Below are 25885 nucleotides of genomic sequence, written 5' to 3'. Positions count from 1 at the left end.
AAGCCGCCCGGCACGGCATCCGGGCGGCGCGTCACATCACGACAGGGCGAACGTTGCCCGCTACGTCACTAGGCCGCGTCGCGCATGATCTGGTCGCGCAGTCGCGTGCAGCAGCGGCTGATGAGGCGGGAGACATGCATCTGGGAGATGCCCAGTTCGTCGGCGATGCGGCTCTGGGTCATGTCGCTGAAGAACCGCATGTAGAGGATGGCCCGTTCCCGCTCGGACAGGGCCTGGAGCCGGGGTTTGACGGCCTCGCGGTCGATGACGGTGTCGAGGGCCGGATCGGGCGAGCCGAGGGCGTCGCTGAGGGAGTAGCCGTCCTCGCTGCCCGGCAGTTCGGCGTCCAGGGAGAGCGCGGTGAAGCTCTCCAGGGCCTCCAGACCCGTGAGGACGTCCTCCTCGCTCATGCGGGCGTGCTCGGCCAGCTCGGCGACCGTCGGCCGGCGGCCCGGGATGGTCTGCGACAGGTCCTGGGCGGCGAACCGGACCCGGTTGCGCAGGTCCTGGACCCGGCGCGGCACGTGCAGGGTCCACATGTGGTCACGGAAGTGGCGCTTGATCTCGCCGGTGATCGTCGGCACCGCGTAACTCTCGAAGGCGTTGCCGAGTTCGGGGTCGTAACGGTCGACGGCCTTGACCAGTCCGAGTGCCGCGACCTGGCGCAGGTCCTCGGCACTCTCGCCGCGGTTGCGGAAGCGGCCCGCGAGCCGTTCGGCCATCGGCAGCCAGGACTCGACGATCTCGGCACGGAGGGCGTCGCGCTGCTGTCCCGGGGGGAGGGCCGCGAGCCTGCGGAATGCCTCCCCGGTGTCGGGGGCGTCGTCGTGCGGATGGTGCGTCGCGCTCGCTTGAGTTCGCATGGTGCGTCGCAACTCCCTTGATGGTGCCATGTGATGGACAGTCATCGTGGGAACGCACCCGTGCGCCGGACGAGTACACCCATGGCGCGGATAGCCGCTCCCACGGACGTGCCTCCTGTCCGAAGCACTGCAACTGCGTCTGCCCCGCGCCATGCGGAGCAAACACCCTCCGATTCTCCCTGACCCCGGTCCGCCCGTCCTCCCGGGGCCCGGTTACGGCTTCCCCGTGGTGGCACCCGGGGTCAGGGCAGGGTCAGGGCCGACGCCCGACCAGGCAGAGCAGTTTCGTCTGGACGTCGGCGCCGGGCGGCGGCTCCTCCGGGGCCGCGAAGAGCCCGCTCTTCTCCAGCTCCGCCGCGTGCGGGGTGACCTCCCGGACCGCGAAGGACAAGAGGTCCTCGGGAAGTTGTTCCTCGGCGCCGATGGCGCGGGACAGGTCCCAGGTGTGGACCGTCAGGTCGGTGACGAGCTGCGCGCAGTAGTCGTCCGCCGGCATGTCCCCGAAGGAGAGGTGGACCGTGCGGCCGAGCACGCCCGGCTCGGCGAACACCGCGCGGGAGGCATCGGCCACGGCCTCCCAGGCGGCGACCGGGTCGGGACCGAGCAGGTCGCCGGCCAGGCTGTCGCCGACCGCGTCGACGGTGGCGCCGTCACGGACCAGCGCGGGCACCCAGGCCTGCTCGGAGACGAGGTGACCCACGAGATCGCGCACGGTCCAGGCGCTGCAGGGCGTGGGTGCCTCCCACTGGTCGTCGTGGATCGCGTGGACCCGGCGGCCGAAGAGCTCCAGGGCCTCCGCCTGCCGGACCAGGACAGACTGCGGCTCGCTCATGCCGGCGGCACCCCCGCTGCTCCGCGTTCCCGGGCACCGTCGCGGGTGCGGCCCGCCGTGACGGGCCGCCGCGGGTGGCGGCGCAGGTACTCGCCCTCGAGCTGGGCCATACGCACGTTGTGGGTGTGCAGCGCGTCGTTCGAGCCGTGCAACAGCGTGTCGTGGCGGGTGCGGTGGATGGCCTCCAGCTCTTTCATGAGCTGCTGATCGTCCAGCCGGTCCGGGTCGACTCCGGTCATGGTGCTACCCCGCTCGTCGTGGCCGTCGGTGCGGTCCGGACGTCCACCCCGGGCAGACACTGCCCCGAGCGGCCTCCGGGAGGGAGCCGTGGGTCGAGACCCACTCCCTCCACTCTACGAACATCCGGGGTGCCGGGCCTCCCCGGGACGGGCCCGGCGTCCCCACCGGGACCCGCCCGCGCGAGGTCACCGCACCGGCCCGCCCAGGACCTGTCCGGTCGGTCACGGCGCAGACGCGGGGTCCACCAGGGGCCGTCGGCATCCTCCACCGTGACCGACCGGACAGGTCCTACCGCTCGCGCTCCACGCGGCGCTCGTCCCACACGGGCTCCCGTGTCTCCCGTACCCGGCCGTCCGAGCCGAAGACCAGGTAGCGGTCGAAGGAGCGGGCGAACCAGCGGTCGTGGGTGACCGACAGGACCGTCCCCTCGTACGCCTCCAGGCCCTCCTGAAGTGCCTCCGCGGACTCCAGGTCGAGGTTGTCGGTCGGCTCGTCGAGGAGCAGGGCCGTCGAGCCCTCCAGTTCCAGGAGCAGGATCTGGAATCGTGCCTGCTGGCCGCCCGACAGCTTCTCGAAGCGCTGCTCGGCCTGCGCGGTCAGCTCGTAGCGGCGCAGCCGGGACATCGCCGCTCCGCGGTCCTGCGCGTGCTCGGTCCACAGGATGTCCAGGAGCGTGCGGCCCTCCAGTTCCGGATGGGCGTGCGTCTGCGCGAAGTGGCCGGCGACCACGCGGGCGCCGAGCTTCCACTCCCCGGTGTGCGCGACGTCGCCGCCCGCGAGCAGCCGCAGGAAGTGCGACTTCCCCGAGCCGTTGGAGCCGAGGACGGCGACCCGCTCGCCGTAGTAGATCTCCAGGTCGAACGGTTTCATCAGACCGGTGAGTTCGAGTCCCTTGCAGGTCACGGCCCTCACCCCGGTCCGCCCGCCGTGCAGCCGCATCCTGATGTCCTGCTCGCGCGGCGGCTCCGGAGGCGGTCCGGCCTCCTCGAACTTGCGCAGCCGGGTCTGCGCCGCCGCGTAGCGGGACGCCATCTCGTGGCTGACGGCGGCCGCCTGACGGAGGTTCAGAACCAGCTTCTTGAGCTGCGCGTGCTTCTCGTCCCAGCGCCTGCGCAGCTCCTCGAAGCGCGCGAACCGCTCGCGCCTGGCCTCGTGATAGGTCGCGAATCCGGCACCGTGCACCCAGGCGTCCGCGCCGGCCGGGCCGGGCTCGACGCTGACGATCTTCTGGGCGGCGCGGGCGAGGAGTTCGCGGTCGTGGGAGACGAACAGGACGGTCTTGCGGGTCTCCTTGAGCCGCTCCTCCAGCCAGCGCTTGCCGGGCACGTCGAGGTAGTTGTCCGGCTCGTCGAGGAGCAGCACCTCGTCGGTGCCGCGCAGCAGCGCCTCAAGGACCAGGCGCTTCTGCTCGCCTCCGGACAGGGTCCTCACCAGCCGCCACTGCGCCTTCTCGTAGGGGACACCGAGGGCGGCCATCGTGCACATGTCCCAGAGGGTCTCGGACTCGTATCCGCGGACCTCGGCCCAGTCGGAGAGCGCCTGCGCGTAGCGGAGCTGCGCCGCCTCGTCGTCCACGGTCATCATGGCGTGCTCGGCGGCGTCCACGGCCTTCGCCGCCTCGCGGATCCGGGGCGGGGCCACGGAGACGAGCAGCTCGCGCACGGTCGTCTCGTCGCGTACGGACCCCACGAACTGCCGCATCACGCCGAGCCCGCCGCCCACGTTGACGGTTCCTCCGTGGGGCTTGAGCTCTCCCGAGATCAGCCGCAGCAGCGTCGTCTTCCCGGCACCGTTGGGCCCCACCAGGGCCACGACGGCCCCCTCCCCCACCCGGAACGACACATCGCCGAGCAGCGCCCTCCCGTCGGGAAGGTAGTACTCAAGGTGCGCGGCTTCGAGATGTCCCATGGGCAGGCATTCTCCGGGGAGCGGGGGTGCGGGGCAAACGCGTATGCGACGAAGGGCCGGGGCGGGGGCGGGAACCGCCTGATCCGGGGTAGACGGACCCGCATGACCACGACCCCGGATGTCGACCTGACCGCCCTCGTACCGGGCCGCCACGCCCTTCGGGACCGCCTGCTCGGACTGGACTGCCGGCTCTTCGAGGCGGTCGCGGCGCGGCACTGGCCGGGCGGCGACCCCGTGCTGCCGCGGCTGAGCCGGAGCGCGAACCACGGTGTCCTGTGGTTCGCGACGGCCGCCGCCGTGGCGGCGAGCCGCACCCCGCGGGCCCGCCGGGCCGCCGCACGCGGTGTCGCCTCGCTCGCCCTGGCCTCCGCCGCGATCAACACCGTCGGCAAGCGCTCGGTGCGCCGCACCCGCCCCGGTCTCGGCCCTGTCCCCGCCGTCCGGCAGCTCAAGCGCCAGCCGATCACCACGTCGTTCCCGTCGGGGCACGCCGCCTCCGCCGCCGCCTTCGCCACGGGGATGGCACTGGAGTCCCGCGGCTGGGGCGCGGCCGTCGCACCACTGGCCGCGGCGGTGGCACTGTCCCGCGTCTACACCGGCGTCCATTTCCCGAGCGATGTCCTGGCCGGTGCGGCCCTGGGTGTCGGCGCCGCGTACGCCGTGCGCGCGCTGGTGCCCACCCGCGACCAACTGACCCCGCCCGGCCGTCCGAGCGCCGACGCGCCCGCGCTGGCCGACGGTGAGGGCGAGGGCCTGGTCATGGTGGCCAACACGGGCTCGGGCACCTCGGAGCGGGTCGGCGCGCTGGCCGGGGCGCTGCCGGGGGCCGAGATCGTGGAGTGCGAGCCCTGCGACCTGCGGGAGGAGCTGGAGAAGGCGGCGACCCGCGCCCGGGTGCTGGGCGTGTGCGGCGGCGACGGCACGGTGAACGCCGCGGCCGAGGTCGCCCTGCGCCACGGGATCCCCCTCGCCGTGCTGCCGGGCGGCACGCTCAACCACTTCGCCCACGATCTCGGCGTGGAGGGCGAACGCGATCTGGTCCGCGCGCTCCAGGAGGGCGAGGCGGTCCAGGTGGACGTGGGCCGGTTCGCGTCGGGCGGCACGAACGGCATCTTCCTCAACACGTGCAGCCTGGGCATCTATCCGGAGCTGGTGCGCGAGCGGGAGAACTGGTCCCGGGTGATCGGCAGCTGGCCGGCGGGAGTGCTGGGCGCCCTGCGTGTGCTGCGCGCCGACCATCATCCGCTGCGGGCCGAACTCGGCGGCCGTACGCACCCGTTGTGGCTGCTGTTCGCCGGCAACGGCACGTACCACCGGATGGGCCTGGCACCCGCCCGCCGCTTCGACCTCGCGGACGGCCGCCTCGACGTACGGGTCGTGCACGGCGGCCGTCATCCCGCGGTGCGGCTGCTGGCCGCGGCCTTCGCGGGTCCCCTCACCCGCTCGCCCGCGCACGCGGCCGTACGGGTGGGCCGCCTGCGCATCGAGGGCGTGGCTCCCGGCACTCTGCTGGCCTACGACGGTGAGGTCACCGAGGTGAGCGGCGAGGTGACCCTGCGCAAGAGCCGCGAGGCGCTGACCGTCTACCGCCCGTTTCCCGCGCACTGACCCGTTCCCGCGCGTCGCCCCGCCGGCCGGTCCCGTACGCCGTCCCTCGCAACCGTCCGTGCGCGCCCGCGCGGGCTGCCGCCGCCCACACGGTGTCCACATCGCAAGATGCGGGTCTCATCATTCGGCATGACCGCGTACGGTGATGACATCGCCTCAGGGAGTGCGTACACCTCCACGAGGCCCGTACGAGAAGGGGACCGGTCATGTCGCAGCCACAGTCGAAACCGCAGGAGACCGCCGTCTACACCCACGGCCACCACGAGTCGGTGCTGCGCTCCCACACCTGGCGTACAGCCGCCAACTCGGCGGCCTACCTGCTCGACTCGCTGAAGCCGCACATGAAGATCCTCGACATCGGCTGCGGGCCGGGCACCATCACCGCGGACCTGGCCGAACGAGTACCGGACGGCCACGTCACCGGCGTCGACCACGCGCCCGGCATCCTCGACCAGGCACGCCGGACGTCGGCCGAACGCGGCCTGGGAAACGTCGAGTTCGCCGTCGCCGACGTCCACGCGCTGGAGTACCCGGACGACACGTTCTGCGTGGTCCACGCCCACCAGGTGCTCCAGCACGTGGGTGATCCGGTGCAGGCGCTGCGCGAGATGCACCGGGTCACCAGGCCCGGCGGGCTCATCGCGGTCCGCGATGCCGACTTCTCGTCCATGACCTGGTACCCGTCCACCCCGGGCATGGACGCGTGGCTGGACCTGTACCTGCGCGTCGCCCGCGCCAACGGGGGCGAGCCCGACGCCGGCCGCCGTCTCAAGTCCTGGGCGCTGGCAGCCGGGATCCGGGACATCACGGCCACGTCGAGCACCTGGACGTTCGCCACCGAGGACGAGCGGGAGTGGTGGAGCGGGCTGTGGGCCGACCGCACGCTGGCCTCGGCGTACGCGGAGCGGGCGACGGAAGGGGGCCACGCGGACACGGTCGGACTGCGGGCGGTGTCGGACGCCTGGCGGCAGTGGGGACGCCAGGAGGACGGCTGGTTCTCCGTCCTGCACGGAGAAATTCTCTGCCGAAAGGAAGCCTGATTCCGCGATATCCGGAAACCCGGAAAGCAGAAGGTCTCACACTATGGTTCCCATCCTGCTCGTTCTCTTGCTCGCGCTGATTCTCTTCGGTGCCGGATTCGCACTGAAGATTCTGTGGTGGATAGCACTGGTGGTCATTGTCCTGTGGCTGCTCGGATTCCTGGTGCGCGGCACGAGCGCTTCCGGAAGCCGGGGCCGCTGGTACAGGTGGTAGCTCTTCCCCCTTCGGGAAGACCTCGGGGAGAAACAGCTTGGCGCGGCCCGGGGTCCAGGACGGTCCTGGACCCCGGGCCGCGCTCCGCGCCACTCAGTCCGTACAGCCCGTGAGGCCGGCGAACCCGGTGAGGCCCGTGGATCCCGTGAAGGAGTACGCCGCCCACGGCCCCGTCAGCTCCACTCGCGTCCCCGGCTCCTCGCCCACACTTCCGTTCACCCGTTCCAGGAATTCCCCCGAGTCCGCGCGCGGCACCAGATAGGCCGCGTCAAGAATTTGGGAACCCTCTTCCGGATTCCGCGGGGTCAGCAGCCTGTTCTCCTCGGCGCACTCGGAAAGGGTGCCGTGCAGCCGGCGCGTGAATTCCCCGGACTCCCCGGAAACATCGGCCGTTTCGGCATACACCTTCACGTCCCATTCCACGCGTCCGTCGAGCCGGTCGAGCGTCCGCTCGAAATCCTCCCGGCGTTCGTCCATCATCACGCGTACGCCGCTGTCGTCCCGGAGAACGGTGGCGAGCCGGAGCGGCAGCGGGCTGGTGACGGCGGTGAGCGCGTCGATGACGCCCTGGTGGGCGCGGGCCGTCGCCTCCAGCCAGTGGACGTCCTCCAGCCGGCGGCGCAGCGGCTCGGCGTCGAAGTCCCGCTCCGGGACCGAGCCGACCACGGCGATCAGGCCGCCGTGGCGCAGCAGTCTGGGCGGGACGCCCCCGACCCCGGCCAGCTCGGCCGACAACGCCGCCGGGAAGGGGCGGCAGATCGCGTAGACATAGCGCAGAGCGCTCATGAGTCTCCTCCCGCGCTTCCCCTCGCACCCCCGCGGCGTACTGACCATGGTGCCCTCCGGAGTCCGGTCGGCGCATCATGGCGTTTCTCCCGTCCCGGGCCCGGGACCGCTCAGCGCGCCATGGCGGTCTCGACCAGGAGACGGCCCGCCGCCGCGATCGACTCGGCGTCGATGCCCGCGGCGTGGAGCTGCTCCCCGGGACTCGCGGAGCCCGGCATCGTACGAACGGCGAGACGCACCAGACGGGGCACGGGCCGGCCGTCGGTGAAGGCGTCGAGGACCGCGTCCCCGAGGCCACCCTCCTCACGGTGGTCCTCCACCGTGACCAGGCAGCCGGTCTCCTCGGCGGCCTCGCGCAGAGTCGCGCGGTCCACGGGCTTGACCGAGTAGAGGTCGATCACACGGGCCTGGATGCCCTCGCGGTCGAGTGCTTCCGCGGCGGCCAGCGCCTCGTGGACGGTGACACCCGCGGCGACGAGCGTGAGCCGGTCGTCGGCGGAGGCGCGGAGCACCTTGCTGCCGCCGACCGGGAACTCCTCGGTGGCGCTGTAGATGACGGGGCTGTCACCGCGTGAGGTGCGCAGATAGCGGACGCCCTCCAGGCCCGCCATCGTGGCGACGAGCTTCCCCGTCTGGTTGGCGTCACACGGGTACAGCACGGTCGAGCCGTACACGGACCGGAACATCGCCAGGTCCTCGAGACCCATCTGCGAAGGCCCGTCCTGCCCGATGGAGACGCCCGCGTGGGAGCCGACGAGGTTGATGCCGGCACCGCTGATGGAGGCCATGCGGACGAAGTCGTGGGCCCGGGTGAGGAAGGCCGCGAACGTCGAGGCGTACGGCACCCAGCCGCGCGTGGCCATGCCCACGGCGGCGGCGACCAGTTGCTGCTCGGCGATGTAGCACTCGAAGTAGCGCTCGGGGTGGTCCTTGGCGAAGAACTCGGCGCGGGTCGAATCGCCGACCTCGCCGTCCAGGGCGACGACATCGCCGCGGGCGTCGCCGAGCGCGGCGAGTGCCTTTCCGAAGGCGTCGCGGGTGGCGACCTCGTCACCGGTCTCGTACCGCGGCAGGTCGAGGTGTCCGGACCGTACGGCGTGCAGCATCCGGGCGGCGGGCGGCTGCTGGACGGCCACCCGGCGGTCGTGCACTCCGCCGAGTTCGGCGATCGCCGCGTCGGCGTCCGGCAGCGGTTTGCCGTGCAGTCCCTCGCGGTCCTGGACCGATGCCACGCCCTTGCCCTTGAGGGTGCGGGCGAGGATGACGGTCGGCCGTCCACTCGTGGAGTCCGCCTCCGTGAAGGCCCGGTCGATCGCCTCCACGTCGTGTCCGTCGATCTGGACGGTGTGCCAGCCGAAGGCCCCGAAACGGCGCGCGTACGCGTCGAGGTCGTGTCCGTGCCGGGTCGGCCCGCGCTGGCCCAGGCGGTTGACGTCGACGATCACGGTGAGGTTGTCGAGGTGCTCGTACCCCGCGTGCTCGGCGGCCTCCCACACGGAGCCCTCGGCGAGTTCGCTGTCACCGCACAGCACCCGGACGCGGTATCCGGTGCGGTCGAGCCGCTTTCCGGCGAGCGCGATGCCGACTCCGACGGGCAGCCCCTGGCCGAGCGATCCGGTGGCGGTCTCGACCCACGGGAGCCGCCGGGGCGTGGGATGCCCTTCGAGCCGGCTGCCCGCCTTGCGGAAGGTGAGCAGTTCGGCCTCGTTCAGGGCGCCTGCGGCCTTGTACGCGGAGTACAGGAGGGGCGAGGCGTGTCCCTTGGAGAGGACGAAGCGGTCGTTGCCGGGGTGCTGGGGGCGTTCGAAGTCGTAGCGCGTGTGCTCGGCCAGCAGGACCGCCATCAGGTCGGCGGCGGACATGGACGACGTCGGGTGTCCCGAGCCCGCGGCGTCGGCGGCCCGGACGCTGTCGACGCGCAGTTGCTGGGCCAGGTCGATGAGCCGGCGTGTGTTCATGATGATCCTTCCTACGTCTCCCCCGGGGCCGGTGGCCTCTGGACAGCGGCTTCCGGACAGCTCGGTGCACCGGCCCCCAGTGAGCTTGGTGCGGGGCCGGTTTCCGCCCGCCGTACGGGCTTTCCGCGTCCCCCTGAGCCGGGGGCCCAAACGCGGGCACGCCCGGTGTTTCGCGCGACCGGCACCCTGGGCGATTTCCTATCGAGCCCGCTGCAGCCACACCTCGGGGCCGCCGGAGGGACCCGACCCGTGGCCGCGCCGGGGACATCGGGCGTCCCGGACGGGATCGGCGGGGTACATCAGCCCGTGCCGCCGGGCGGGGAGGCGGGCGCGTGGGCACCGATGACCCGGCCGGGCGGAGTGAACGCGTCCAGGCACGCCTCGGGTGCTCCACCCGGCGGTGGAGCACCCGAGGCGTGATCACGGGGCCCTGCTCCCGGAAGCGGTGACCGCGACAGGCTCAGGGCGTGGACGGCGGCCGCATGCGGAAGTCGTAGCGCGCCGGCAGGGGCTCGTCACTGAGCCGGGACCACAGCCGGTCGACGCTCTCCGCCCCCTCGCGCAGGTCGGCCACCTCGAAGCCCGCGTCGAAGACCGCCCGTGCCTCCTCGCGGCGGCCCTCGGCGAGCAGCAGTTCGGCCTCGACGAGGCGGAACCGGCCACGGTCCCGGGTTCCGGGGTGCAGCCGCGCCCAGACGGCACGCGCCTGCGCGGGACGGCGGGCCTTCAGCAGCGCCTCGATGGCCTCGCGGCCGAGCGCGGCCATCGCCGCGGTCCACCGCTGTCCGTCGTCGCGCCGCTCCCGGCACAGGTCGTCGAAGGCCTCGGCATAACGGTCCGCGGCACGCTCGTCGTTGCCCGCCTCCTGGTCCGCGACGGCGAGGCAGCGCAACAACGGCCACTGCGACGGGGCGAGTTCGAGCGCCCGCTCCCAGCTCCGCACGGCCTGCGCCACATCTCCGGCATGCCACTGGGCGACTCCGAGGTGGTACTCGGCGGCCGGAGTGGCGGGTGCCGTCTCCAGCAGGTCGCGCCAGTGCGAGGCCACCAGTGTCTCGCCGGGCGGTCCGACCCGCCGGAGCTCGGGGAACGCGCCGGAGCTCAGCAGTTCCCGCCACGGCTCCTGGTCCTCGCCGAGCGTGCTCTCCTCGAAGGGCGTCCCGGGCAGCTTGTGCGCGGCGCGCAGCACTTCGAGCGCGCCCCAGCCGGAACCGACGGCGAGGACCTCGCCGGGCGCGGTGTCGGCGTGCGGCAGCCAGGCGGCGTACGCGGCCTCGACCGCGTCCCGGGACAGCGCGCTCTCCAGACGGCCCTCGACCTCCGCCCGCGCGGCCTCCCAGTCGGCCCCGTGCGCCGGCTCAGGGCTCACGGACAGCGGCCCGTACGCCTCCAGCCAGGAGACGCCGCTCTCGGCCTCCAGTCTGACGTGTTCGAGCTGGGTGCGGGCGAGTCCGGCCTGGATCTCGCAGTACCCGCCGGTCCCCGGCTCGGTGAGCCACTCCTGCCAGCGCCGCCCGCCGGGCCCCGATCCCCAGACGAAGAGCTTGCGGCCGCGCAGGACGTCGGTGGACGTCTGGACCAGCCCCTCGCCCGCGTCGTCGACCGCGGCGATCCAGCGGCGCCGCCCGTCGGGCACCTCGTAGAAGTAGTCGGCGGGGAAGGTGCTGTTGAGCGGGTACGTCCGGTCGGTCCCGTCGTACGCCGGCACGGGCACCCGGCGCAGCCGTCGCTCGTAGCCGAAGTGCCAGGCCTCCTCGGCCGGGGCGATCACCCTGCGCTCCTCGGGGACCGCGATGTTGGACCACCAGTACAGCGGGGCGGGCTTCTCGTGCGGGTTGCGGACGCGGACGCCGACATACAGGAAGTCCGAGCCGTCCGGCAGCCACAGATCGACCTGGAAGGGGAGGTCGCGCAGGCGTTCCCACTCCCACAGGCGCAGCATCTCGCCGCCGCCCGGGGCGGGGACGCGGGCCGCGTGGACCGGTGAGCACGACAGGGTGGTGTGCCCGGTGGCTCCGATGTTCCACTCGATGCCGCCGGAGAACCAGGCGCCGTTGAGGGCGAAGCAGGCCGGCTGGAGCACCGGGTTGCTGTAGAGCAGTTCCGTCGCGGTGGGCTTGTGGAAGAGCGAGACGATGCGACCCCCGTAACCGGGCAGCACGGTGGCGCGCAGCCGGTCGTTCTCGATCACTATCGTGTCGAGTTCGCGCGGCGCCCGTTCTCGCTCGTACCCGTCCCGTATGCGTTCCGGCAGCACGCTGCGCAGCGGCTCGTACCCGATCTGCCGGGCCATGTCGCCCGGCAGGCCGACACGGTCGCGGTCGTCGATACGGTGCATCTCGTCGAGGGTCCGCAGCGGCGGCAGCGGGTTGCTCGGGCCCAGTTCCGCGGCCGGAAGGGCCAGTACGTCACGTCGGATCGTCGTCACGATGACCATGGAACAGGGTCATCGGCCTGCTGACCAGGGTGTCCGCTCATCAGAATCTGGTCAGGATTCCGCAAAGGCGTCAGCCGGGCTTGACCATCTCCGCGGTGATCGCCCACCGTTCGTGGTCCCGCCAGGCACCGTCGATGTGGATGAAGGCCGGCGAGAAGCCTTCGAGCCGGAAGCCGCAGGTCCGGGCGAGCGCGACCGACCCCGCGTTGCCGGGCTGCGCGTTGATCTCCAGCCGGTGCAGGCCCATCCGCCCGAACGCGTACCGCACGACGAGGCCGAGTGCCTCGGTCATCAGCCCGCGCCCCGCCGCGTGCGCGAAGGCGCCGTAGCCGAGGGCACCGCACAGGAAGCCGCCCCGGACGATGTTGTTGATGTTGATGAACCCGGCGATCCCCCCGCCGTCCCGCTCGCAGACGAGGAACCCGGCCTTGGTCGGATCCTCGATGAGCCGCCCCGCGTAGGCGGCATAGGCGTCGACGTCGGCGGGCGGGAAGAGCCAGGGGCGGTGCAGGCTCCTGCTCTCCCTGGCCCGTGCGGTGAACTCCGCGCCGTCCTCCAGGGTGAAGTGACGGATGCCCACACGGGGGCCCTCGGCAAGACAGCCGGCGTTCTCAGGCATCAGGTCACCCTACGCGAGCCCCGGTTCGGCGGCAGCCTCTCACAGAGGTCAGCGCAGCGCGGGCTCCTCCAGTGTCAGTGTCCCGGCGTCCGCGTCGAGCTCGGCGCGAACGCCGAACGGCATCGTCAGCGTCCCCTCCGCGTGCCCGAACCCGAAGTGCTCGACGACCGGAACGCCGAGTGCGCCGAGCCGGTCGGCGAACACCGCGCGGACGCGTTCGTAGGGTCCGCAGTCCACCCAGGAGCCGAGCGCGACCCCCGCCACTCCGTCGAGCCAGCCGCTGCGCAGCAGTTGCGTCAGGATCCGGTCCAGCCGGTAGGCCTCCTCGCCGATGTCCTCGATCAGGAGCAGCCCGCCCCGGGCACCGGCGCGGGCGTGCGGTGTGCCGAGTTCCGCCGCCAGCAGACTGACGCAGCCGCCGAGCGTGACCCCGCGGGCCTTCCCGGGCACGAGCGCGGCGGCCTCGCCGGAGGCGATGGTGCGCACCGACTCGGGTTCGAGGAGAGTCGTCCGCAGATGTTCCTGCGACCGCGTGTTCTTCAGGAAGTCGGCGGCCGCCACCATCGGCCCGTGCAGGGTCGCGAGCCCCACCCGCGTGGCGAACGCCTCGTGCAGTGCGGTGATGTCGCTGAAGCCGACGAAGACCTTGGGTCCCGCCTCCCGGATGGCGTCCCAGTCGAGCAGGTCGATCATGCGCTGAGCGCCGTAGCCACCGCGGGCGCACAGGACCGCGGCCACGTCCGGGTCGCACCAGGCCGCCTGGAAGTCGGCGGCCCGGTCCGCGTCCGTCCCCGCCAGATAGGCGAACTCGGTGTGCCGGTCCAGGACATGGGGTGCCACCACAGGGTCCAGGCCCCAGCCGCGCAGGATGTCGAGGCCGGCTTCGAGCCGTTCCTCGGGGACGGGCCCGCTGGGCGCGACCACCGCGACCCTGGCCCCGGCGGCGAGCCGCGCGGGCCTGGTCAGTTCGGCTGTCGGTGTGGTCGCTCGGGTCATTCGTGATGCTCCAGTTGCTGAGGGTTCATGTGCGGCGTCCATGTGCGGCGTTCATGTGCTGGTGCTCATGTGCTGGTGCTCATGTGCCGGCGGTCATCTGCCGGTGTTCATGTGCTGTCGGTTCATGTGGTGTCGGTTCATGTGCCGATGACTGCCGGCCGCCTCACTTGGACAGCTCCAGGGTGGGGATGCCGGGCGGGTTCAGTCCGAGGACCTGCGCGTACAGGGAGAGTTCGGACTCCAGGGCGCGCACCATCGTCTCGGCGCGCCGGAACCCGTGTCCCTCTCCCTCGAAGGCGATGTAGGCGTGCGGGACCCGGCGGCCCTGCTCCTCGACGCGGGCCAGGAAGCGTTCGCACTGCACGGGCGGGCAGATGGCGTCGTCGAGCCCCTGGAGCAGCAGGAAGGGCGCGGTGATCCTGTCGGCGTGCGTGGACGGCGACCGCTCCGTGTACCGGGCCGGCACCTCGGCGAGCGGACCGACCAGCGATTCCAGGTACTGCGACTCGAAGTCGTGGGTCTCGCCCGAGGCCCATTCGGTGAGGTCGATCACGGGATAGATGATCGTGCCGCAGGCGTAGACGTCGGTGGTGGCCAGCGAGGCGGCCGTGGTCCAGCCTCCCGCGCTGCCGCCGCGGATCGCGAGCCGCCGCCGGTCGGCGGTGCCCTCGTCGGCGAGCGCGAGCGCGACGGCCGCGCAGTCCTCGACGTCGACGACACCCCACTGCTCCCGCAGCAGGTTGCGGTACTCCCGGCCGTGGCCGGTCGACCCGCCGTAGTTGACCTCGGCCACTCCGATTCCCCGGGAGGTGAAGTAGGCGATCTCCAGGTCGAGCACGAGGGCCGACCTGCCGGTGGGGCCGCCGTGGACCCATACGACGTACGGCGGGAGTTCGTCGGTGCGGCCCACGTGGCCGGGGTGGTGCGGCGGGTAGATGTGCGCGTGGACCTCACGTCCGGCGGGGCCGGCGAAGGTGCGGATCTGGGGTTCCGGGTAGTACGCGGGGTCGACCGGGTCGTCGTGGGCGGCGCCGATCACCCGGGTCCGCCCGGTGCGGGCGTCCAGTTCGACGACCTCATGGGCGCTGCGGGGGCTGGCCCCGACGGCGAGGACCCTGCTGCCGTGCACCGCGAGCGTCGAGGCGAACTCGGTCCAGGGGCCGGCCGTGTCGACGAGTTCGCCGGTCTCGGGGTCCAGTATCCCGAGCGCGGTGGCACCCCGTCCGTGCACGACGGCGACCAGGCCGCTGTCCAGCGGCGCGAACCACCGGAGTCCGACCTTCCACAGAGGGCCGCCGAACTCCTCCTCGCGCGGGCAGAGGGCGATCGCCTCGCCGTCCGCGCCGAGGCGGTGAAGGTTCCACCAGCCGCTGCGGTCACTGGCGTAGAGGAGCGTGCCGTCGGCCGCCCAGTCGGCCTGGACGACGGACTCCTCCGGGCCCCCCGCGACGGACCGCGGGGTGGACAGCGTGCCGTCCGCGGACACGTCCGCGAGGATCACCTCGGTGCCGTCCCACGGCATCCGCGGGTGGTCCCAGGCCAGCCAGACCGCCTGCCGGCCGTCCGGCGAGAGCCGGGGCCCGGTGACGAACCGGTGCCGCCCGTCGGACAGCTCGCGCACGGCGGCACGGTCCTGCGCCGCCGATCCGTCCAGCGGCACCGCGACGACGGCCCGGCGCACGTCGGTGGGTCCGTCGCCGGTGAACTCCTCCATGACGCACCAGACCTCGCCGCGCTCCGGCCGCAACTGCGGATCCACCCAGCGCAGTCCGCCTCCCACCGGCGAGAGGGGGGTCAACGGGCTCGGTTCGCTTCCGGGTTCGCAGCGGTAGAGGCGCTGGTCGGCGAAGTCGACGAAGACGATCAGCGGGCCTTCGGGACGCGTGATCCCGGTCCAGGGGCTGCCGCCGTACTCGATGACGCGGCTGCGCACGTTCCAGGGGGCCGGAAGGACCGTCTCCTCGGTGCCGTCCGCCTTCCGCCGCACCAGCGCGCGCCGCCCGCCCTCGGCAGGCCGGGGCTCGGTCCACCAGGCCTCGTCGCCGACGAAACCGACGAACTCGGGATGGCCGTCGTGCGCGGCGGCGAGCCTCGCGTCGATCGGCGAGGGCCATGAACCGTATGGCGTGGTCTGCATCTCGTCCCCCTAGGCCGTACGCAGAAAGCGGTCGAGAACGCGGACACCGAAGTGGAGCGCCTCGACCGGGACGCGCTCGTCGACTCCGTGGAAAAGCGCCTGGTAGTCGAAGCCCTCCGGGAGCTTGAGCGGCGCGAAGCCGTAGCCGGTGATGCCGAGACGGGAGAACTGCTTGGCGTCCGTGCCGCCCGACATGCAGTACGGCACGACATGGCCCTCGGGTGCGAACTCCTCGACGGCCGCGCGCATCCTCGCGTACGTCGGCGAGTCCAGCGGTGCCTGGAGGGCCACCTCGTGGTGGTGGAACTCCCACTCGACGTCCGGTCCGGTGAGCCGGTCCATGGTCGTGCGGAACTCGTCCTCGCCGCCGGGCAGATAGCGTCCGTCCACGTAGGCGACGGCCTCCCCCGGAATCACGTTGACCTTGTAACCGGCGCTCAGCATCGTCGGGTTGGCGCTGCCCCGGACGGTCGCCTCGACGAGCGCGGCGGCCGGACCGAGCTTGCCGAGGAGGGCGTCCACGTCGTCCAGGCCTTCGTCCAGGCCGTACAGGGCCGCGAGTTCGGTCAGAGCGGCCCGCACGGTCGGGGTGATGCGCAGCGGCCACTCGTGGGCGCCGATGCGCGTGACCGCGGCGGCGAGGCGGGTCACCGCGTTGCTCCGGTTCACCTTGGAGCCGTGTCCCGCCCGTCCTCGCGCGGTGAGTTTGAGCCAGGCGGTGCCGCGCTCCCCGGCGGCGATCGGATACAGCTGCCGTCCGCTGCCGTCGTGGAAGGTGAACGCCCCCGACTCGCTGACGCCCTCGGTACAGCCCTCGAAGAGTCCGGGGTGCTCGTCGGCCAGGAAGCCCGAGCCGTCCTCGGCGCTCGCCTCCTCGTCGGCGGTGAAGGCGATGACCAGGTCACGGCGGGGCCGTACCCCTTCGCGCGCCCAGGACCGGACGACCGAGAGGATCATCGCGTCCATGTTCTTCATGTCGACCGCGCCGCGTCCCCAGACGACACCGTCACGGATCTCGCCGGAGAACGGGTGGACGCTCCAGTCCTCGGCCTCGGCGGGCACCACGTCCAGATGACCGTGGACGAGCAGCGCGTCCGCGGACGGGTCGGTGCCCTCCAGCCGGGCCACGACGTTCGTGCGCCCCTTGGTGCGCTCCAGGAGTGTGGGCTCCAGGCCCGCTTCGGCCAGCCGCGCGGCGGCGTACTCGGCGGCCGGGCGTTCCTGGCAGTCCCCGCCGCCCCGGTTGGTCGTGTCGATCCGGATGAGGTCGGAGGTGAACCGGACGACCTCGTCGAGTGCCAGTTCGTCAGCCATACTGCTCCTCCACCGCTGCCGAGGCGATCGTGGTGACCGCCTTGAAGGTCCGGATCCCCTCGTACATCGTGTCGCTGGTGTACGCGATCTTCCGCTCGCCGACGCGGCCGACGCCCGGTACGACGGTGGCGGCCATGACCAGGTGCTCGGCGTCGAACTCCACGGCGATGGTGAACGGCCCGCCGGCAACCGGCTCGTACCGCACCGCCAGCGCGGCCGCCTCCTTGGCCGCGGCCCGGATGTCCGCGGCGGTCCTGGCCGGTGTGCGGCACACGGCCGCGTACCGCGAGACATGGTCCTTCACGGCGACCTTCAGCGCCTCGGGCGCGTACCCGAGGGCGTCCTCGCAGGCCACGTCGTCCCCGGTGACCAGCACGACCGGCACGCCGTACTCGGCGACGACGCGCGCGTTGAGCAGCCCCTCGCTGGCCCGTACGTCGTCGATCCAGACGCCGGTGATGGAGTTCGCCAGAAAGGTGTGCGCGAGGACGCCCTCCATGCCCGCTCCCGCGTGGTAACCGACGAACGCGATGCCGTCCACGTCCCCGTGCTGCACGCCCTCGACCATGGACAGCGACTTGTGCCGTCCGGTGAGCATCTCCGCTCTCTCGTCGAGCCGCTCGAGCAGCAGGTTCCGCATGGTCCAGTGGGCTTCGTTGATCAGCACCTCGTCGGCACCGCCGTCGAGGAAACCCAGCACCGCGGCGTTCACGTCCGAGGTGAACAGCGCGCGGCACCGCTCCCACTGGGGAGTCCCCGGCAACACGTCGGCCGGCCAGGTCACGCCAGTGGCGCCTTCCATGTCGGCGCTGATGAGGATCTTCATGCCGAAACCGTACGCGCTTCGGCCCGGACCCGGCAGAGCCTGTGGACAACTCTTCCCGGTCCGGGCCACCGGTGTCACCCGGGGCGTCCGGCCACCACCCACCGCGACGGAAGGTCGATGAGGACGCCGTCGGACGTGTGCTCGGTCGTGAAGAGCGGGAGTTCCCCGCTCGCGAGGACGGTGAGGCCGGCCTGGCGCAGGTACGCGGGGACCGCGGCGTCCGCGACCTCGCCCGGGGCGATGCCGTGCCGGAACACCGGGGCCAGCTTGGCCGGAGGGCCGTCGGGGCTCTGCGCCAGGGCGCGCAGGATCGGACCGGCGGCCTGGGCCAGCTCGACCAGGAAGACCCTGCCTCGGTCGCCCGCGAGGGTGGCCAGGCCGTCCGCGAGGGGCTGCCGGTCGTCCGGCTCGGACTGGTGGAGCACACCGCGCATGTAGACGTTGGCGTCGCCGAGCTCCGCGTGCAGCGCCTCGGTCTCGGCCTTGTCCGCGGCGTCGAGCAGGCGGTACCGGGCCCGGCCCGCCGGATCGGCGGCACGGGCGTGGTCGAGCGCCGCGGACACGAGGTCGGTGCCGACGACCTGCGGGAACCGGTCGGACAGGAAGCGGGTCTGGGTGCCGTTGCCGCAACCGAGGTCCACCAGGGGCAGGTCGGGTGCCGTCAGGTACGGCTCGAAGTGGGCGAGGTGGACCGCGGCCGTGAGCGCGGGCTCGGCGTCCCACAGGACCCCGCCCTGTCCGCCGGGGGCCTCGCTCCAGAAGCCCTCCCAAGCCCCTCGGTACCGACTGCTCACGCTCATGCCCGCTCCCGGGGTCGCGACCGCGCCCGCCGGGACCCGGCGGGCCTGATCGGTCTATCGCGCCCGGCCTGCGGCGACAAGCCGCCGGCGCATTCCTTCACCTCTCATTCGAACCCCGTACGCCCTCGCGCGCCGGAGCCGCCCGGGCATGCGGGGCGCCGCACGGACGGATCAGCCGCGGGGAAGCGTCAGTTCGAACCACGCGGTCTTGCCCGTGCCGGTGCGGCTGGCGCCCCACTCGCGGGACAGCGCGCTGACGAGCCTGAGGCCGCGTCCGAACTCGTCTCCGGGCCCCGCGCTGAGCAGGACCGGGAGCGTGTGGTCGTCGTCGTCCACCTCGCAGAGCAGGGTGTCGCCGCGAACGAGCCGCAGCTCGATCCGGCGGCTCTGCGCGTGCCGTACGGCGTTGGTGACGAGCTCGCCGACCATCAGCTCGGCGTTGTCGGCGAGGCCCGCCAGGCCCCACGCGTGAAGCTGTTCGCGGACCACGGCGCGCGCTCTGGCGACCTCCACCGGGTCGAGCGCCAGGCGCCATTCGGCGACGTCCTCGGGCGCGATCCCGTTGAGCCGGGCCATCAGCAGGGCGACGTCGTCCTTGCGCCCGCCGCGGGTGTTGAGCGCGCGGATGATGGTGTCGCAGGCGTGGTCCATGGAGGCGGCCGGGTGGGCGGCGGACTCGCAGAGGGTGGCAAGGCCGACGCCGATGTCCTCGCCGCGGACCTCGACCAGCCCGTCGGTGCACATCACGAGCCGGTCGCCGGGCCGCACCCGCACGCGGACCGCCTCGAAGGGCACTCCGCCGACCCCGATGGGCGCTCCGGTCGGCAGGTCGAGCAGCTCGCTGCGGCCGTCCGCGGCGCGGACCAGGACCGGCGGGATATGGCCGGCGTTGGCGAGGTGCAGCAGGCCGGCGATCGGATCGTAGACGGCGTACAGGCAGGTCGCGAGGTAGGTGTCGCCGAGGCGCTGGGCGAGGTCGTCCAGGTTGCGCAGGAGCTGGGCGGGCGGCAGGTCGAGGGCGGCCATGGTCTGTACGGCGGTGCGCAACTGGCCCATCATCGCGGCGGAGTTGAGACCGTGACCCATGACGTCCCCGACGACCAGGGCGGTGCGCGAGCCGGGCAGCTTCACCGAGTCGAACCAGTCGCCGCCGACGCGTCCGAGGAGCGTTCCCGGCAGATAGCGGGTGGCGATGTCGCAGCCGGCCATGCGGGGTTCGATGGTCGGCAGCATGCTGTCCTGGAGGGTCTCGGCGACGCTCTCCTGGTACGTGTACATGCGGGCGTTGTCCAGCACCAGGCCCGCGCGGGCGGCCAGTTCGGCGCCGGTGACCCGGTCCATGTCGTTGAACTCGACGCGCTCGGGGTGCCGCAGCAGGATCATGAACCCGAGCACCACGTTCCGGGCCTTGAGGGGCACGACCAGCATGGAGCGGTTGGTGATGAGCGGCCTGATGTCGCGCTTCTCGAACTGCGCGGCGATCATGTGCCCCATCTGCTCGCTGATGCGCGGCACCATGACGGGCTCACCGGTGGTCATGCACTGGAAGAACGGGGTGTGCGCCGGGAAGGGCATGGCCTCGCCGACCGGCACGACGTCGTCCCAGCGGCCCGGCTCGTCCGTGTGCTCCAGGGCGACCCGGTGCCACATGGTGGTCGTGTCGGGCACACCGTCGGGGAAGCCCTCACCGGCGACGACCTGCTCACGCAGATAGGTGCCCGCAACGTCGGTGAAGCGCGGCACGACGGCCCGGCTGACCTCCACGATGGTGCGCGACAGGTCGAGGGAGGTTCCGATGCGCCCGCTGACCTCGTTCAGGAATTCCAGCCGCTCCCGGACGGCGACGTACTCGAGGTCCTCTCCCTCGTCGTCCGTGAGGTCCCCCGGCAGGGGCGCTCCGCGGGCCTCGGCCCGGGCCGTCCGCTCGCGGCGCGCCTTGCGTTGCGCGCGCCTGGGCACGCCCCAGTCGGGGGTGACGGGCACCCGGTCGTTCTGGCTGAACTCCAGGACGGGATATCCCAGTTCCAGAACCTGCGAGACGATGCGGGCGCTGTCGCCGACGCTCATGCTGGGCAGGATGTCGGGGAGCCGGCGGGCCAGTTCCTCGGCGCCGGGGAATTCGGTGTGCAGCGCGAAGCCGGGTGCGATGCGCTCGAAGGAGACGTCGTCGTCCTCGTGCCGCATCGCGGCCGCGTCGGCGGCGAGCACGAGCAGCCGCTCCGGACCGGGGCCCACCAGCGGGTAGGCCCACCACAGGACGTCGATCCGCTCGGGACCGGCAGCGGTGAGCCGGGCCCGTCCGGAGGCGGGACAGGGGAGATACCCGTCCAGGGAGGACTCCAGGCCGGGCCCGAGTCCGTCGTACGTGGCACGGCTGCCGAAGGGGGTCGCGCCCGCGTCCTCGGGGAGCGCGCCGGAGACCGGGAGCAGGTCCACCGCCTGGCGGCCCAGAGCTTCTTCCCTGGGGACGCCGAACATGCGCCGCGCGCCGCTGCTCCAGTGCGAGACGAGTCCGTCGCGGTCCACGACCACCACGGCCAGCGGGATGCGACCGGCGTCGGCGTGGTCCGTCGCGCCGTTCCCGGCCCCGGGGCTCGGAGCTGTGCCGGCTTCGGTGCCATGGTCCATGGCCCAGACCCTCTCTCCCCACGGCTCCGCAAGATCTGTGCCGCCTCCACTACCGTACGGCGGCCTTCCGTCGCGATGTGGGGCAATGCGGGAATTGACCCCGGCAGGGGCGGCTCCGGCGCGCGGCGCGCCTCCCCGGGCGCCTGTCGGGCCCGGTCCGCGAGTGCGTGCGTGCGCGTCAGTCCTCGTGGCCCACGTGCAGGTCGCGTTCCGTGCGGCCGCCTCCGGAGACCTGGAGCACGGTGGCCACGGGCGGATAGCCCGCCGCGATGACGGTGTACTCGCCGGACGACAGATCGATGAACCGGAACGTCCCGTCGGGGCCGGTGGTGAGGGTGTCGACCACGTTGCCCGCCGCATCCAGCAGCGTCACGCGCGCGTCCTCCACGGGCCGTCCGCCGCCCGCCCGGACGGTGCCGCGCAGCACGGCGCCACCGGCGAGTTCGACGTCCTGGCGGGTCTCCCGGGCCGCCTGGACGGTCACCGGGAGCGCGGCCGGGCGGAACGCGGGCGCGCCGGCGGCGAGGGTGTACTCGCCGGCCACCAGTTCCGTGATGACGTAGCCGCCCTCGCGTCCGCTGCGCGTGGTGGCGACCACCTCGCCGTGCGCGTTGGTGAGGGTGACGGCGGCCTCCCGCACGGGGGTACCGTCGGCGGTCAGCACGCTGCCGGTGAGCCGTCCCGCGCCGCCCAGCACGACGTCGAGTTCCACCGGCCGTTCGCCGACCGTCACCGAGACGGCCTGCGGCTGGTGGCCCCCGGCGGCGGCGATCAGTACGTACGAGCCCTCCCCGGGTGTGGACAGCGCGTAGCGGCCGTCGTCCCCGCTGGCGCCCCGCCCGATCTGCTGTCCGCCGATGTCGATGAGGGTGAGCGCGGCGCGCGCCACGGCGGTGCCGTCGGGGTGCTGCACCGTGCCGCAGACGGGGATCCCGGCGGCGTACCCCGAACGGGCCCGCGGGATACGGTCGTTCGTCCGCGCGGATTCCGGGTCGGCGGTGGATGCGTTGTGGGTCACCAGCGGTTTCTCCTTGAGGAAGAAGGCGATGAGCAGGCCGAGGACGAGAACCGGCACGAGGTAGAGGAAGATCCGCGGCATGGCGTCCGCGTAGGCGCCGATGTACCGGTCGCGCAGGGCCGCGGGCATCGCGTGGACGAGCTGCGGGGTGATGGACTCGGGGTCCGGGGCCTTCTCGCCCGCGCGCGCGGGAAGGCGGTCGGCGAGCGCGTCGGCGAGCCGGCCGGCGAAGAGGGTGCCGAAGACGGCGGCGCCGACGCTGCCGCCGATCTGGCGGAAGTAGGTGTTGGCGCTGGTCGCGGTGCCGAGGTCGGCGGGGCGTACGGAGTTCTGCACGGCGACCACCAGCACCGGCATCACCATGCCGATACCGACGCCGAGGACCGCCATCCAGACGCTGTAGTGGAGCCGGGGGGTTCCGGCGTCGAGGCGGGAGAGCAGCCACATGCCGGCGGCGGACAGGGCGCAGCCGAGGACCGGGAAGACCTTGTAGCGGCCGGTACGGCTGACGATCTGCCCGGAGACGACGGAGGCGACGACGATGCCCCCCATCATCGGGAGCATCAGGAGTCCGGACTCCGTGGCGCCGGCGCCGTCCGCCATCTGCAAGAAGGTGGGGAGGTAGCCGACGGCCCCGAAGAGCGCGGCCCCGACGACCAGACCGACGAGGGCGGTGACGTTGAAGACGGGATCCCTGAACAGCCGCAGCGGGATGAGGGGGTCGGCCGCGAAGCGCTCGACGACGAGGAAGAGCGCCGTCGTGACGACCGCGCCCGCCGCGAGGGCGAGGACGACCCGTGAGCTCCAGGCGTACTCGGTGCCGCCCCAGCTGGTCAGCAGGACCAGGCAGGTCGAGGCGGTGGCGAGGAGCAGCGCTCCGAGGACGTCGACGCGTCCCCGGACGGCGGGCTTCGGCAGCTTCAGGACGACGGTGACGACGGCCAGGGTGAGCAGTCCGAACGGCACGTTGACGTAGAAGCACCACCGCCAGGACAGATGGTCGGTGAAGTAACCGCCCAGCAGGGGGCCCGCGACCGAGGCGAGGCCGAACGCGGCGCCGATCAGCCCCATGAACCGGCCCCGCTGCCGCGGCGGCACGATGTCCGCGATGATCGCCTGCACGCCGGTCATGAGGCCTCCGGCGCCGGCGCCCTGGACCGCGCGGAAGGCGATCAGCTGGTCCATGGTCCCCGCCCGTCCGGCGAGGGCGGAGCCGATGACGAAGACGGCGATGGCGAACTGGAAGACGCCCTTGCGGCCGTAGAGGTCGCCGAGCTTGCCGTAGACGGGGAGTCCGACGGTGGAGGTGAGCAGGTAGGCGGTGATCGCCCAGGACATCCGGTCGAGGCCGTGCAGTTCTCCGACGATCCTCGGGAGCGCGGTGGCCACGATCATCTGCTCGAGAGCGGCGAGGAGCAGGGCGGGGACCAGTCCGCAGAAGATCAGCCGCACCTGTCGCGGGGTCGGCCCGACGGGTCCGGCGGCCCTCGGAACGGGGTTTCGCGCGGGTGCGACGGCCGGTTCGTCCCGCACCTGAGTGATCCCGCCCACGTATCCGCTCCCCTCGTCACACCCGCCGCACAATTGCCGCCAATCGCGACAACTTCCGGCAAGCATGACGAGTTACGGCATATCGCCGAGCGGGAGGGGACTTCCACCCGAAACGGTGAGGGCACAACACGCTTTCGGGGACGGCCTCTTGACGGCCGCGGCCGTCAAGTCACCGTCCGGCGGCCGTACCTGGGCCTCCGGGAGCCATGCGCGTCCCGGAGGGCGGGGTCACTTCTCGGTCTGCGTCGCCAGGTTGGCGAGCACGGCGTCGTAGATGCGGCCGAGACCCTTGGGCGCGAAGGTCCGCTCGAAGAAGCCGCCGATGCCGCCCGCGCCGTTCCAGACGCTGGTGACCACCACGCGCGACTTCCCCTCACCGGCCGGGGTGACCCGCCAGGTGGTGACCATGGAGGAGTTGCGGTCCTTCTCGACGAGCTCGCCGTCGGTGGGCTCGCTCACCTCGAGCAGGCAGTCACGGACGCGCTTGCTGGTGGCCTGGAGCTTCCAGTGGACGAGGGTGCCCTCGCCGTCGCCGCCCTCGCGCACCTCGTACTCGCTGAAGTGCTCGGGCAGCAGCTTGGGCCGCGTGCCGTTGTAGTCGGCCAGGGCGTCGAACACCGCCTCCGCGTCCGCCGCGATGACCCGCTCCGTCGTCGCCTCGACCTGCGCCATGGCACTTCCTCCAGCACTTCGTTCCTCGGGGGTGTGCGGCCAGCCAACCACCCGGCGCCCCGGCCTCCCAAATCGGGGTGCCCGTGGACGCGGGCGGCGCCGAAGGGGCGACACGGGAATCAGGTCGCACGATCAAGAGAACATGTGTTCTATTCTCTGTCCAGTGCTACCTAGGAGGCGCCATGCGCTGGGAGAACCTGACAGCGGACCCCGCCGGGGGCCCCGCCCGGGACGCCGCCCTGTTCGGCGCGGACGCGGTCACGACAAGGACGTTCGACACGCCCGAGTTCAGAGGGATCACGTTCTACGAGGTCCGGGCGCGCTCGATCGTGAACCGGGTGCCGGGGGCCTCCCGCATGCCGTTCGAGTGGACGGTCAACCCCTATCGCGGCTGCTCGCACGCCTGCGTCTACTGTTTCGCCCGCAAGACGCACAGCTATCTGGACCTCGACACCGGACTCGGGTTCGACTCGCAGATCGTGGTGAAGGTCAACGCGCCGGAGCTGCTGCGCCGACAGCTCGCCTCGCGCCGCTGGCACGGCGAGCACATCGCCATGGGCACCAACGTCGACTGCTATCAGCGCGCGGAGGGCCGCTATCGGCTCATGCCCGGCATCATCGCGGCCCTGCGCGATCACGCGAACCCCTTCTCGATCCTGACGAAGGGCACGCTCATCCTGCGCGACCTCGACCTGCTGAAGCAGGCTTCGGAGGTCACCGACATCGGGATCTCGGTCTCCGTGGGTTTCACCGACACCGAGCTGTGGCGCACCGTGGAGCCGGGCACACCGGCCCCCGAGCGCCGCCTGGACGTCGTCCGCACCCTGACGGACCACGGCATCGGCTGCGGCGTCCTCATGGCCCCCGTGATCCCCTTCCTCGGCGACCACCCCGCCCAGCTGCGCGCCACCGTCCAGGCCGTCGCGGCGTCCGGGGCCACCTCGGTGACCCCGCTGGTGCTGCATCTGCGGCCCGGCGCCCGGGAGTGGTTCACGGCCTGGCTGGAACACCACCACCCGCACCTCGTACGGCGCTACGAGCGGCTGTACGCGGAGGGCGCCTACGCCCCGAAGTGGTATCAGCGCCGGATCACCCGTCAGGTGCACGAGCTGGCACAGGAGTACGGCATCGGCCCCGCGCGCGTGGGCATGCCGCGCCGGATCACCCTTCCCGAGCCCGCGGCCGCCCCGGCGCCCGCCGACCCGGTGCCCACCGCGCCGGGACCGACGCAGCTGACGCTGCTCTGAAGGCCTATGACGACCCGTCACGACGGCTTGTCCCGCGCTTCCGCGAGACCGCCTCCCCGAAGGCCCGGGATACGGCTCGTGACGGCATCCGAGCGCATCCCGCCATCCAATCGGGTCGAGTCTCACCGGAACACGTTCTTCCAGGACCCCTGTCCGGCACGATACGGCGAAGGCCGTGGCGTGCACGGCTC

The 25885-nt window shown here is 72.3% G+C and carries 20 protein-coding genes; 4 read left to right on the top strand and 16 right to left on the bottom strand.

Annotation, left to right across the window (positions count from 1 at the left end):
* Positions 1 to 68: 68 nt before the first annotated feature.
* The 4 genes from OG485_RS34300 to OG485_RS34285 form a co-directional block, all read right to left on the bottom strand.
* The gene (locus tag OG485_RS34300) at positions 69 to 863 is read right to left on the bottom strand and encodes an RNA polymerase sigma factor SigF (RefSeq protein ID WP_328672453.1); all 795 of its coding nucleotides are present in this window, start codon (positions 861 to 863) and stop codon (positions 69 to 71) included.
* Positions 864 to 1116: 253 nt separating this feature from the next.
* A complete protein-coding gene (locus tag OG485_RS34295) occupies positions 1117 to 1695 on the bottom strand; it encodes a TIGR03086 family metal-binding protein (protein ID WP_328672452.1) in 579 nt (192 codons plus the stop codon).
* Positions 1692 to 1934: a DUF6158 family protein gene (locus tag OG485_RS34290; protein ID WP_326784617.1), complete on the bottom strand. Its 243-nt coding sequence runs from the start codon at positions 1932 to 1934 to the stop codon at positions 1692 to 1694. Before OG485_RS34290 ends, OG485_RS34295 begins: the two co-directional genes overlap by 4 nt.
* A gap of 289 nt (positions 1935 to 2223) precedes the next feature.
* Positions 2224 to 3843 carry an ABC-F family ATP-binding cassette domain-containing protein gene (locus OG485_RS34285; protein WP_328672451.1) on the bottom strand — a complete coding sequence of 540 codons (1620 nt, stop codon included), beginning with the start codon at positions 3841 to 3843 and terminating at the stop codon, positions 2224 to 2226.
* A gap of 102 nt (positions 3844 to 3945) precedes the next feature.
* On the opposite strand from OG485_RS34285, the gene OG485_RS34280 reads away from it, so the two are divergent.
* From OG485_RS34280 to OG485_RS34270, 3 genes are all read left to right on the top strand, one after another.
* The gene (locus tag OG485_RS34280; protein ID WP_328672450.1) at positions 3946 to 5451 is read left to right on the top strand and encodes a bifunctional phosphatase PAP2/diacylglycerol kinase family protein; all 1506 of its coding nucleotides are present in this window, start codon (positions 3946 to 3948) and stop codon (positions 5449 to 5451) included.
* A gap of 206 nt (positions 5452 to 5657) precedes the next feature.
* Positions 5658 to 6491, top strand: a complete 834-nt coding sequence (locus OG485_RS34275; RefSeq protein ID WP_328672449.1) for a class I SAM-dependent methyltransferase — start codon at positions 5658 to 5660, stop codon at positions 6489 to 6491.
* Positions 6492 to 6534: 43 nt separating this feature from the next.
* Positions 6535 to 6705: a hydrophobic protein gene (locus tag OG485_RS34270; RefSeq protein ID WP_326784621.1), complete on the top strand. Its 171-nt coding sequence runs from the start codon at positions 6535 to 6537 to the stop codon at positions 6703 to 6705.
* 93 nt (positions 6706 to 6798) lie between these two features.
* On the opposite strand, the gene OG485_RS34265 is transcribed toward OG485_RS34270, so the two are convergent.
* The 12 genes from OG485_RS34265 to OG485_RS34210 all read right to left on the bottom strand — a co-directional run bounded on the left by OG485_RS34265 (position 6799) and on the right by OG485_RS34210 (position 24447).
* Positions 6799 to 7491, bottom strand: coding sequence for a GvpL/GvpF family gas vesicle protein (locus OG485_RS34265; protein ID WP_328672448.1), 693 nt, complete (start codon positions 7489 to 7491; stop codon positions 6799 to 6801).
* A 110-nt stretch (positions 7492 to 7601) separates the two neighbouring features.
* Positions 7602 to 9449: a transketolase gene (locus tag OG485_RS34260; RefSeq protein ID WP_328672447.1), complete on the bottom strand. Its 1848-nt coding sequence runs from the start codon at positions 9447 to 9449 to the stop codon at positions 7602 to 7604.
* A 460-nt stretch (positions 9450 to 9909) separates the two neighbouring features.
* On the bottom strand, positions 9910 to 11886 hold the full coding sequence (locus OG485_RS34255; protein ID WP_328672446.1) for a DUF5107 domain-containing protein: 1977 nt from the start codon (positions 11884 to 11886) through the stop codon (positions 9910 to 9912).
* Positions 11887 to 11956: 70 nt separating this feature from the next.
* On the bottom strand, positions 11957 to 12505 hold the full coding sequence (locus tag OG485_RS34250; RefSeq protein WP_328672445.1) for a GNAT family N-acetyltransferase: 549 nt from the start codon (positions 12503 to 12505) through the stop codon (positions 11957 to 11959).
* A 48-nt stretch (positions 12506 to 12553) separates the two neighbouring features.
* Positions 12554 to 13501, bottom strand: a complete 948-nt coding sequence (locus tag OG485_RS34245) for a S66 peptidase family protein (protein WP_328672444.1) — start codon at positions 13499 to 13501, stop codon at positions 12554 to 12556.
* Between the two features lie 163 nt (positions 13502 to 13664).
* Positions 13665 to 15638 carry an LpqB family beta-propeller domain-containing protein gene (locus OG485_RS34240; RefSeq protein ID WP_328672443.1) on the bottom strand — a complete coding sequence of 658 codons (1974 nt, stop codon included), beginning with the start codon at positions 15636 to 15638 and terminating at the stop codon, positions 13665 to 13667.
* 9 nt (positions 15639 to 15647) lie between these two features.
* Entirely contained in the window at positions 15648 to 16952 is a 1305-nt protein-coding gene (locus OG485_RS34235) for a M20/M25/M40 family metallo-hydrolase (RefSeq protein WP_328672442.1), read from the bottom strand.
* A complete protein-coding gene (locus OG485_RS34230; protein WP_328672441.1) occupies positions 16945 to 17778 on the bottom strand; it encodes a M55 family metallopeptidase in 834 nt (277 codons plus the stop codon). The genes OG485_RS34235 and OG485_RS34230 overlap by 8 nt, the downstream gene beginning before the upstream one ends.
* 74 nt (positions 17779 to 17852) lie before the next feature.
* Entirely contained in the window at positions 17853 to 18578 is a 726-nt protein-coding gene (locus OG485_RS34225) for a class I SAM-dependent methyltransferase (protein ID WP_328672440.1), read from the bottom strand.
* A 171-nt stretch (positions 18579 to 18749) separates the two neighbouring features.
* On the bottom strand, positions 18750 to 21206 hold the full coding sequence (locus tag OG485_RS34220) for a SpoIIE family protein phosphatase (protein WP_328672439.1): 2457 nt from the start codon (positions 21204 to 21206) through the stop codon (positions 18750 to 18752).
* Between the two features lie 178 nt (positions 21207 to 21384).
* Positions 21385 to 23775 (bottom strand): MFS transporter, encoded by a 2391-nt coding sequence (locus OG485_RS34215; protein ID WP_328672438.1) that lies wholly within the window; start codon positions 23773 to 23775, stop codon positions 21385 to 21387.
* Positions 23776 to 24003: 228 nt separating this feature from the next.
* Positions 24004 to 24447, bottom strand: coding sequence for an SRPBCC family protein (locus tag OG485_RS34210; RefSeq protein WP_326784634.1), 444 nt, complete (start codon positions 24445 to 24447; stop codon positions 24004 to 24006).
* A gap of 182 nt (positions 24448 to 24629) precedes the next feature.
* Here OG485_RS34210 and OG485_RS34205 point away from each other — a divergent pair, with 182 nt between their 5' ends.
* On the top strand, positions 24630 to 25694 hold the full coding sequence (locus OG485_RS34205; RefSeq protein WP_328672437.1) for an Rv2578c family radical SAM protein: 1065 nt from the start codon (positions 24630 to 24632) through the stop codon (positions 25692 to 25694).
* The last annotated feature ends 191 nt before the right edge of the window (positions 25695 to 25885 follow it).

Origin of the sequence: Streptomyces sp. NBC_00328 (genome assembly GCF_036139655.1) — a bacterium.
Lineage (GTDB): Bacteria > Actinomycetota > Actinomycetes > Streptomycetales > Streptomycetaceae > Streptomyces.
Note: the sequence above shows the minus strand (reverse complement) of the source record. Positions and strands in the feature narration are given on the sequence as shown.

Excerpts from the sequence above, each read along its gene's own strand:
- OG485_RS34300 (WP_328672453.1), bottom strand. The coding sequence starts at position 863 with ATGCGAACTCAAGCGAGCGCGACGCACCATCCGCACGACGACGCCCCC.
- OG485_RS34295 (WP_328672452.1), bottom strand. The coding sequence starts at position 1,695 with ATGAGCGAGCCGCAGTCTGTCCTGGTCCGGCAGGCGGAGGCCCTGGAG.
- OG485_RS34290 (WP_326784617.1), bottom strand. The coding sequence starts at position 1,934 with ATGACCGGAGTCGACCCGGACCGGCTGGACGATCAGCAGCTCATGAAA.
- OG485_RS34285 (WP_328672451.1), bottom strand. The coding sequence starts at position 3,843 with ATGGGACATCTCGAAGCCGCGCACCTTGAGTACTACCTTCCCGACGGG.
- OG485_RS34280 (WP_328672450.1), top strand. The coding sequence starts at position 3,946 with ATGACCACGACCCCGGATGTCGACCTGACCGCCCTCGTACCGGGCCGC.
- OG485_RS34275 (WP_328672449.1), top strand. The coding sequence starts at position 5,658 with ATGTCGCAGCCACAGTCGAAACCGCAGGAGACCGCCGTCTACACCCAC.
- OG485_RS34270 (WP_326784621.1), top strand. The coding sequence starts at position 6,535 with ATGGTTCCCATCCTGCTCGTTCTCTTGCTCGCGCTGATTCTCTTCGGT.
- OG485_RS34265 (WP_328672448.1), bottom strand. The coding sequence starts at position 7,491 with ATGAGCGCTCTGCGCTATGTCTACGCGATCTGCCGCCCCTTCCCGGCG.
- OG485_RS34260 (WP_328672447.1), bottom strand. The coding sequence starts at position 9,449 with ATGAACACACGCCGGCTCATCGACCTGGCCCAGCAACTGCGCGTCGAC.
- OG485_RS34255 (WP_328672446.1), bottom strand. The coding sequence starts at position 11,886 with ATGGTCATCGTGACGACGATCCGACGTGACGTACTGGCCCTTCCGGCC.
- OG485_RS34250 (WP_328672445.1), bottom strand. The coding sequence starts at position 12,505 with ATGCCTGAGAACGCCGGCTGTCTTGCCGAGGGCCCCCGTGTGGGCATC.
- OG485_RS34245 (WP_328672444.1), bottom strand. The coding sequence starts at position 13,501 with ATGACCCGAGCGACCACACCGACAGCCGAACTGACCAGGCCCGCGCGG.
- OG485_RS34240 (WP_328672443.1), bottom strand. The coding sequence starts at position 15,638 with ATGCAGACCACGCCATACGGTTCATGGCCCTCGCCGATCGACGCGAGG.
- OG485_RS34235 (WP_328672442.1), bottom strand. The coding sequence starts at position 16,952 with ATGGCTGACGAACTGGCACTCGACGAGGTCGTCCGGTTCACCTCCGAC.
- OG485_RS34230 (WP_328672441.1), bottom strand. The coding sequence starts at position 17,778 with ATGAAGATCCTCATCAGCGCCGACATGGAAGGCGCCACTGGCGTGACC.
- OG485_RS34225 (WP_328672440.1), bottom strand. The coding sequence starts at position 18,578 with ATGAGCGTGAGCAGTCGGTACCGAGGGGCTTGGGAGGGCTTCTGGAGC.
- OG485_RS34220 (WP_328672439.1), bottom strand. The coding sequence starts at position 21,206 with ATGGACCATGGCACCGAAGCCGGCACAGCTCCGAGCCCCGGGGCCGGG.
- OG485_RS34210 (WP_326784634.1), bottom strand. The coding sequence starts at position 24,447 with ATGGCGCAGGTCGAGGCGACGACGGAGCGGGTCATCGCGGCGGACGCG.
- OG485_RS34205 (WP_328672437.1), top strand. The coding sequence starts at position 24,630 with ATGCGCTGGGAGAACCTGACAGCGGACCCCGCCGGGGGCCCCGCCCGG.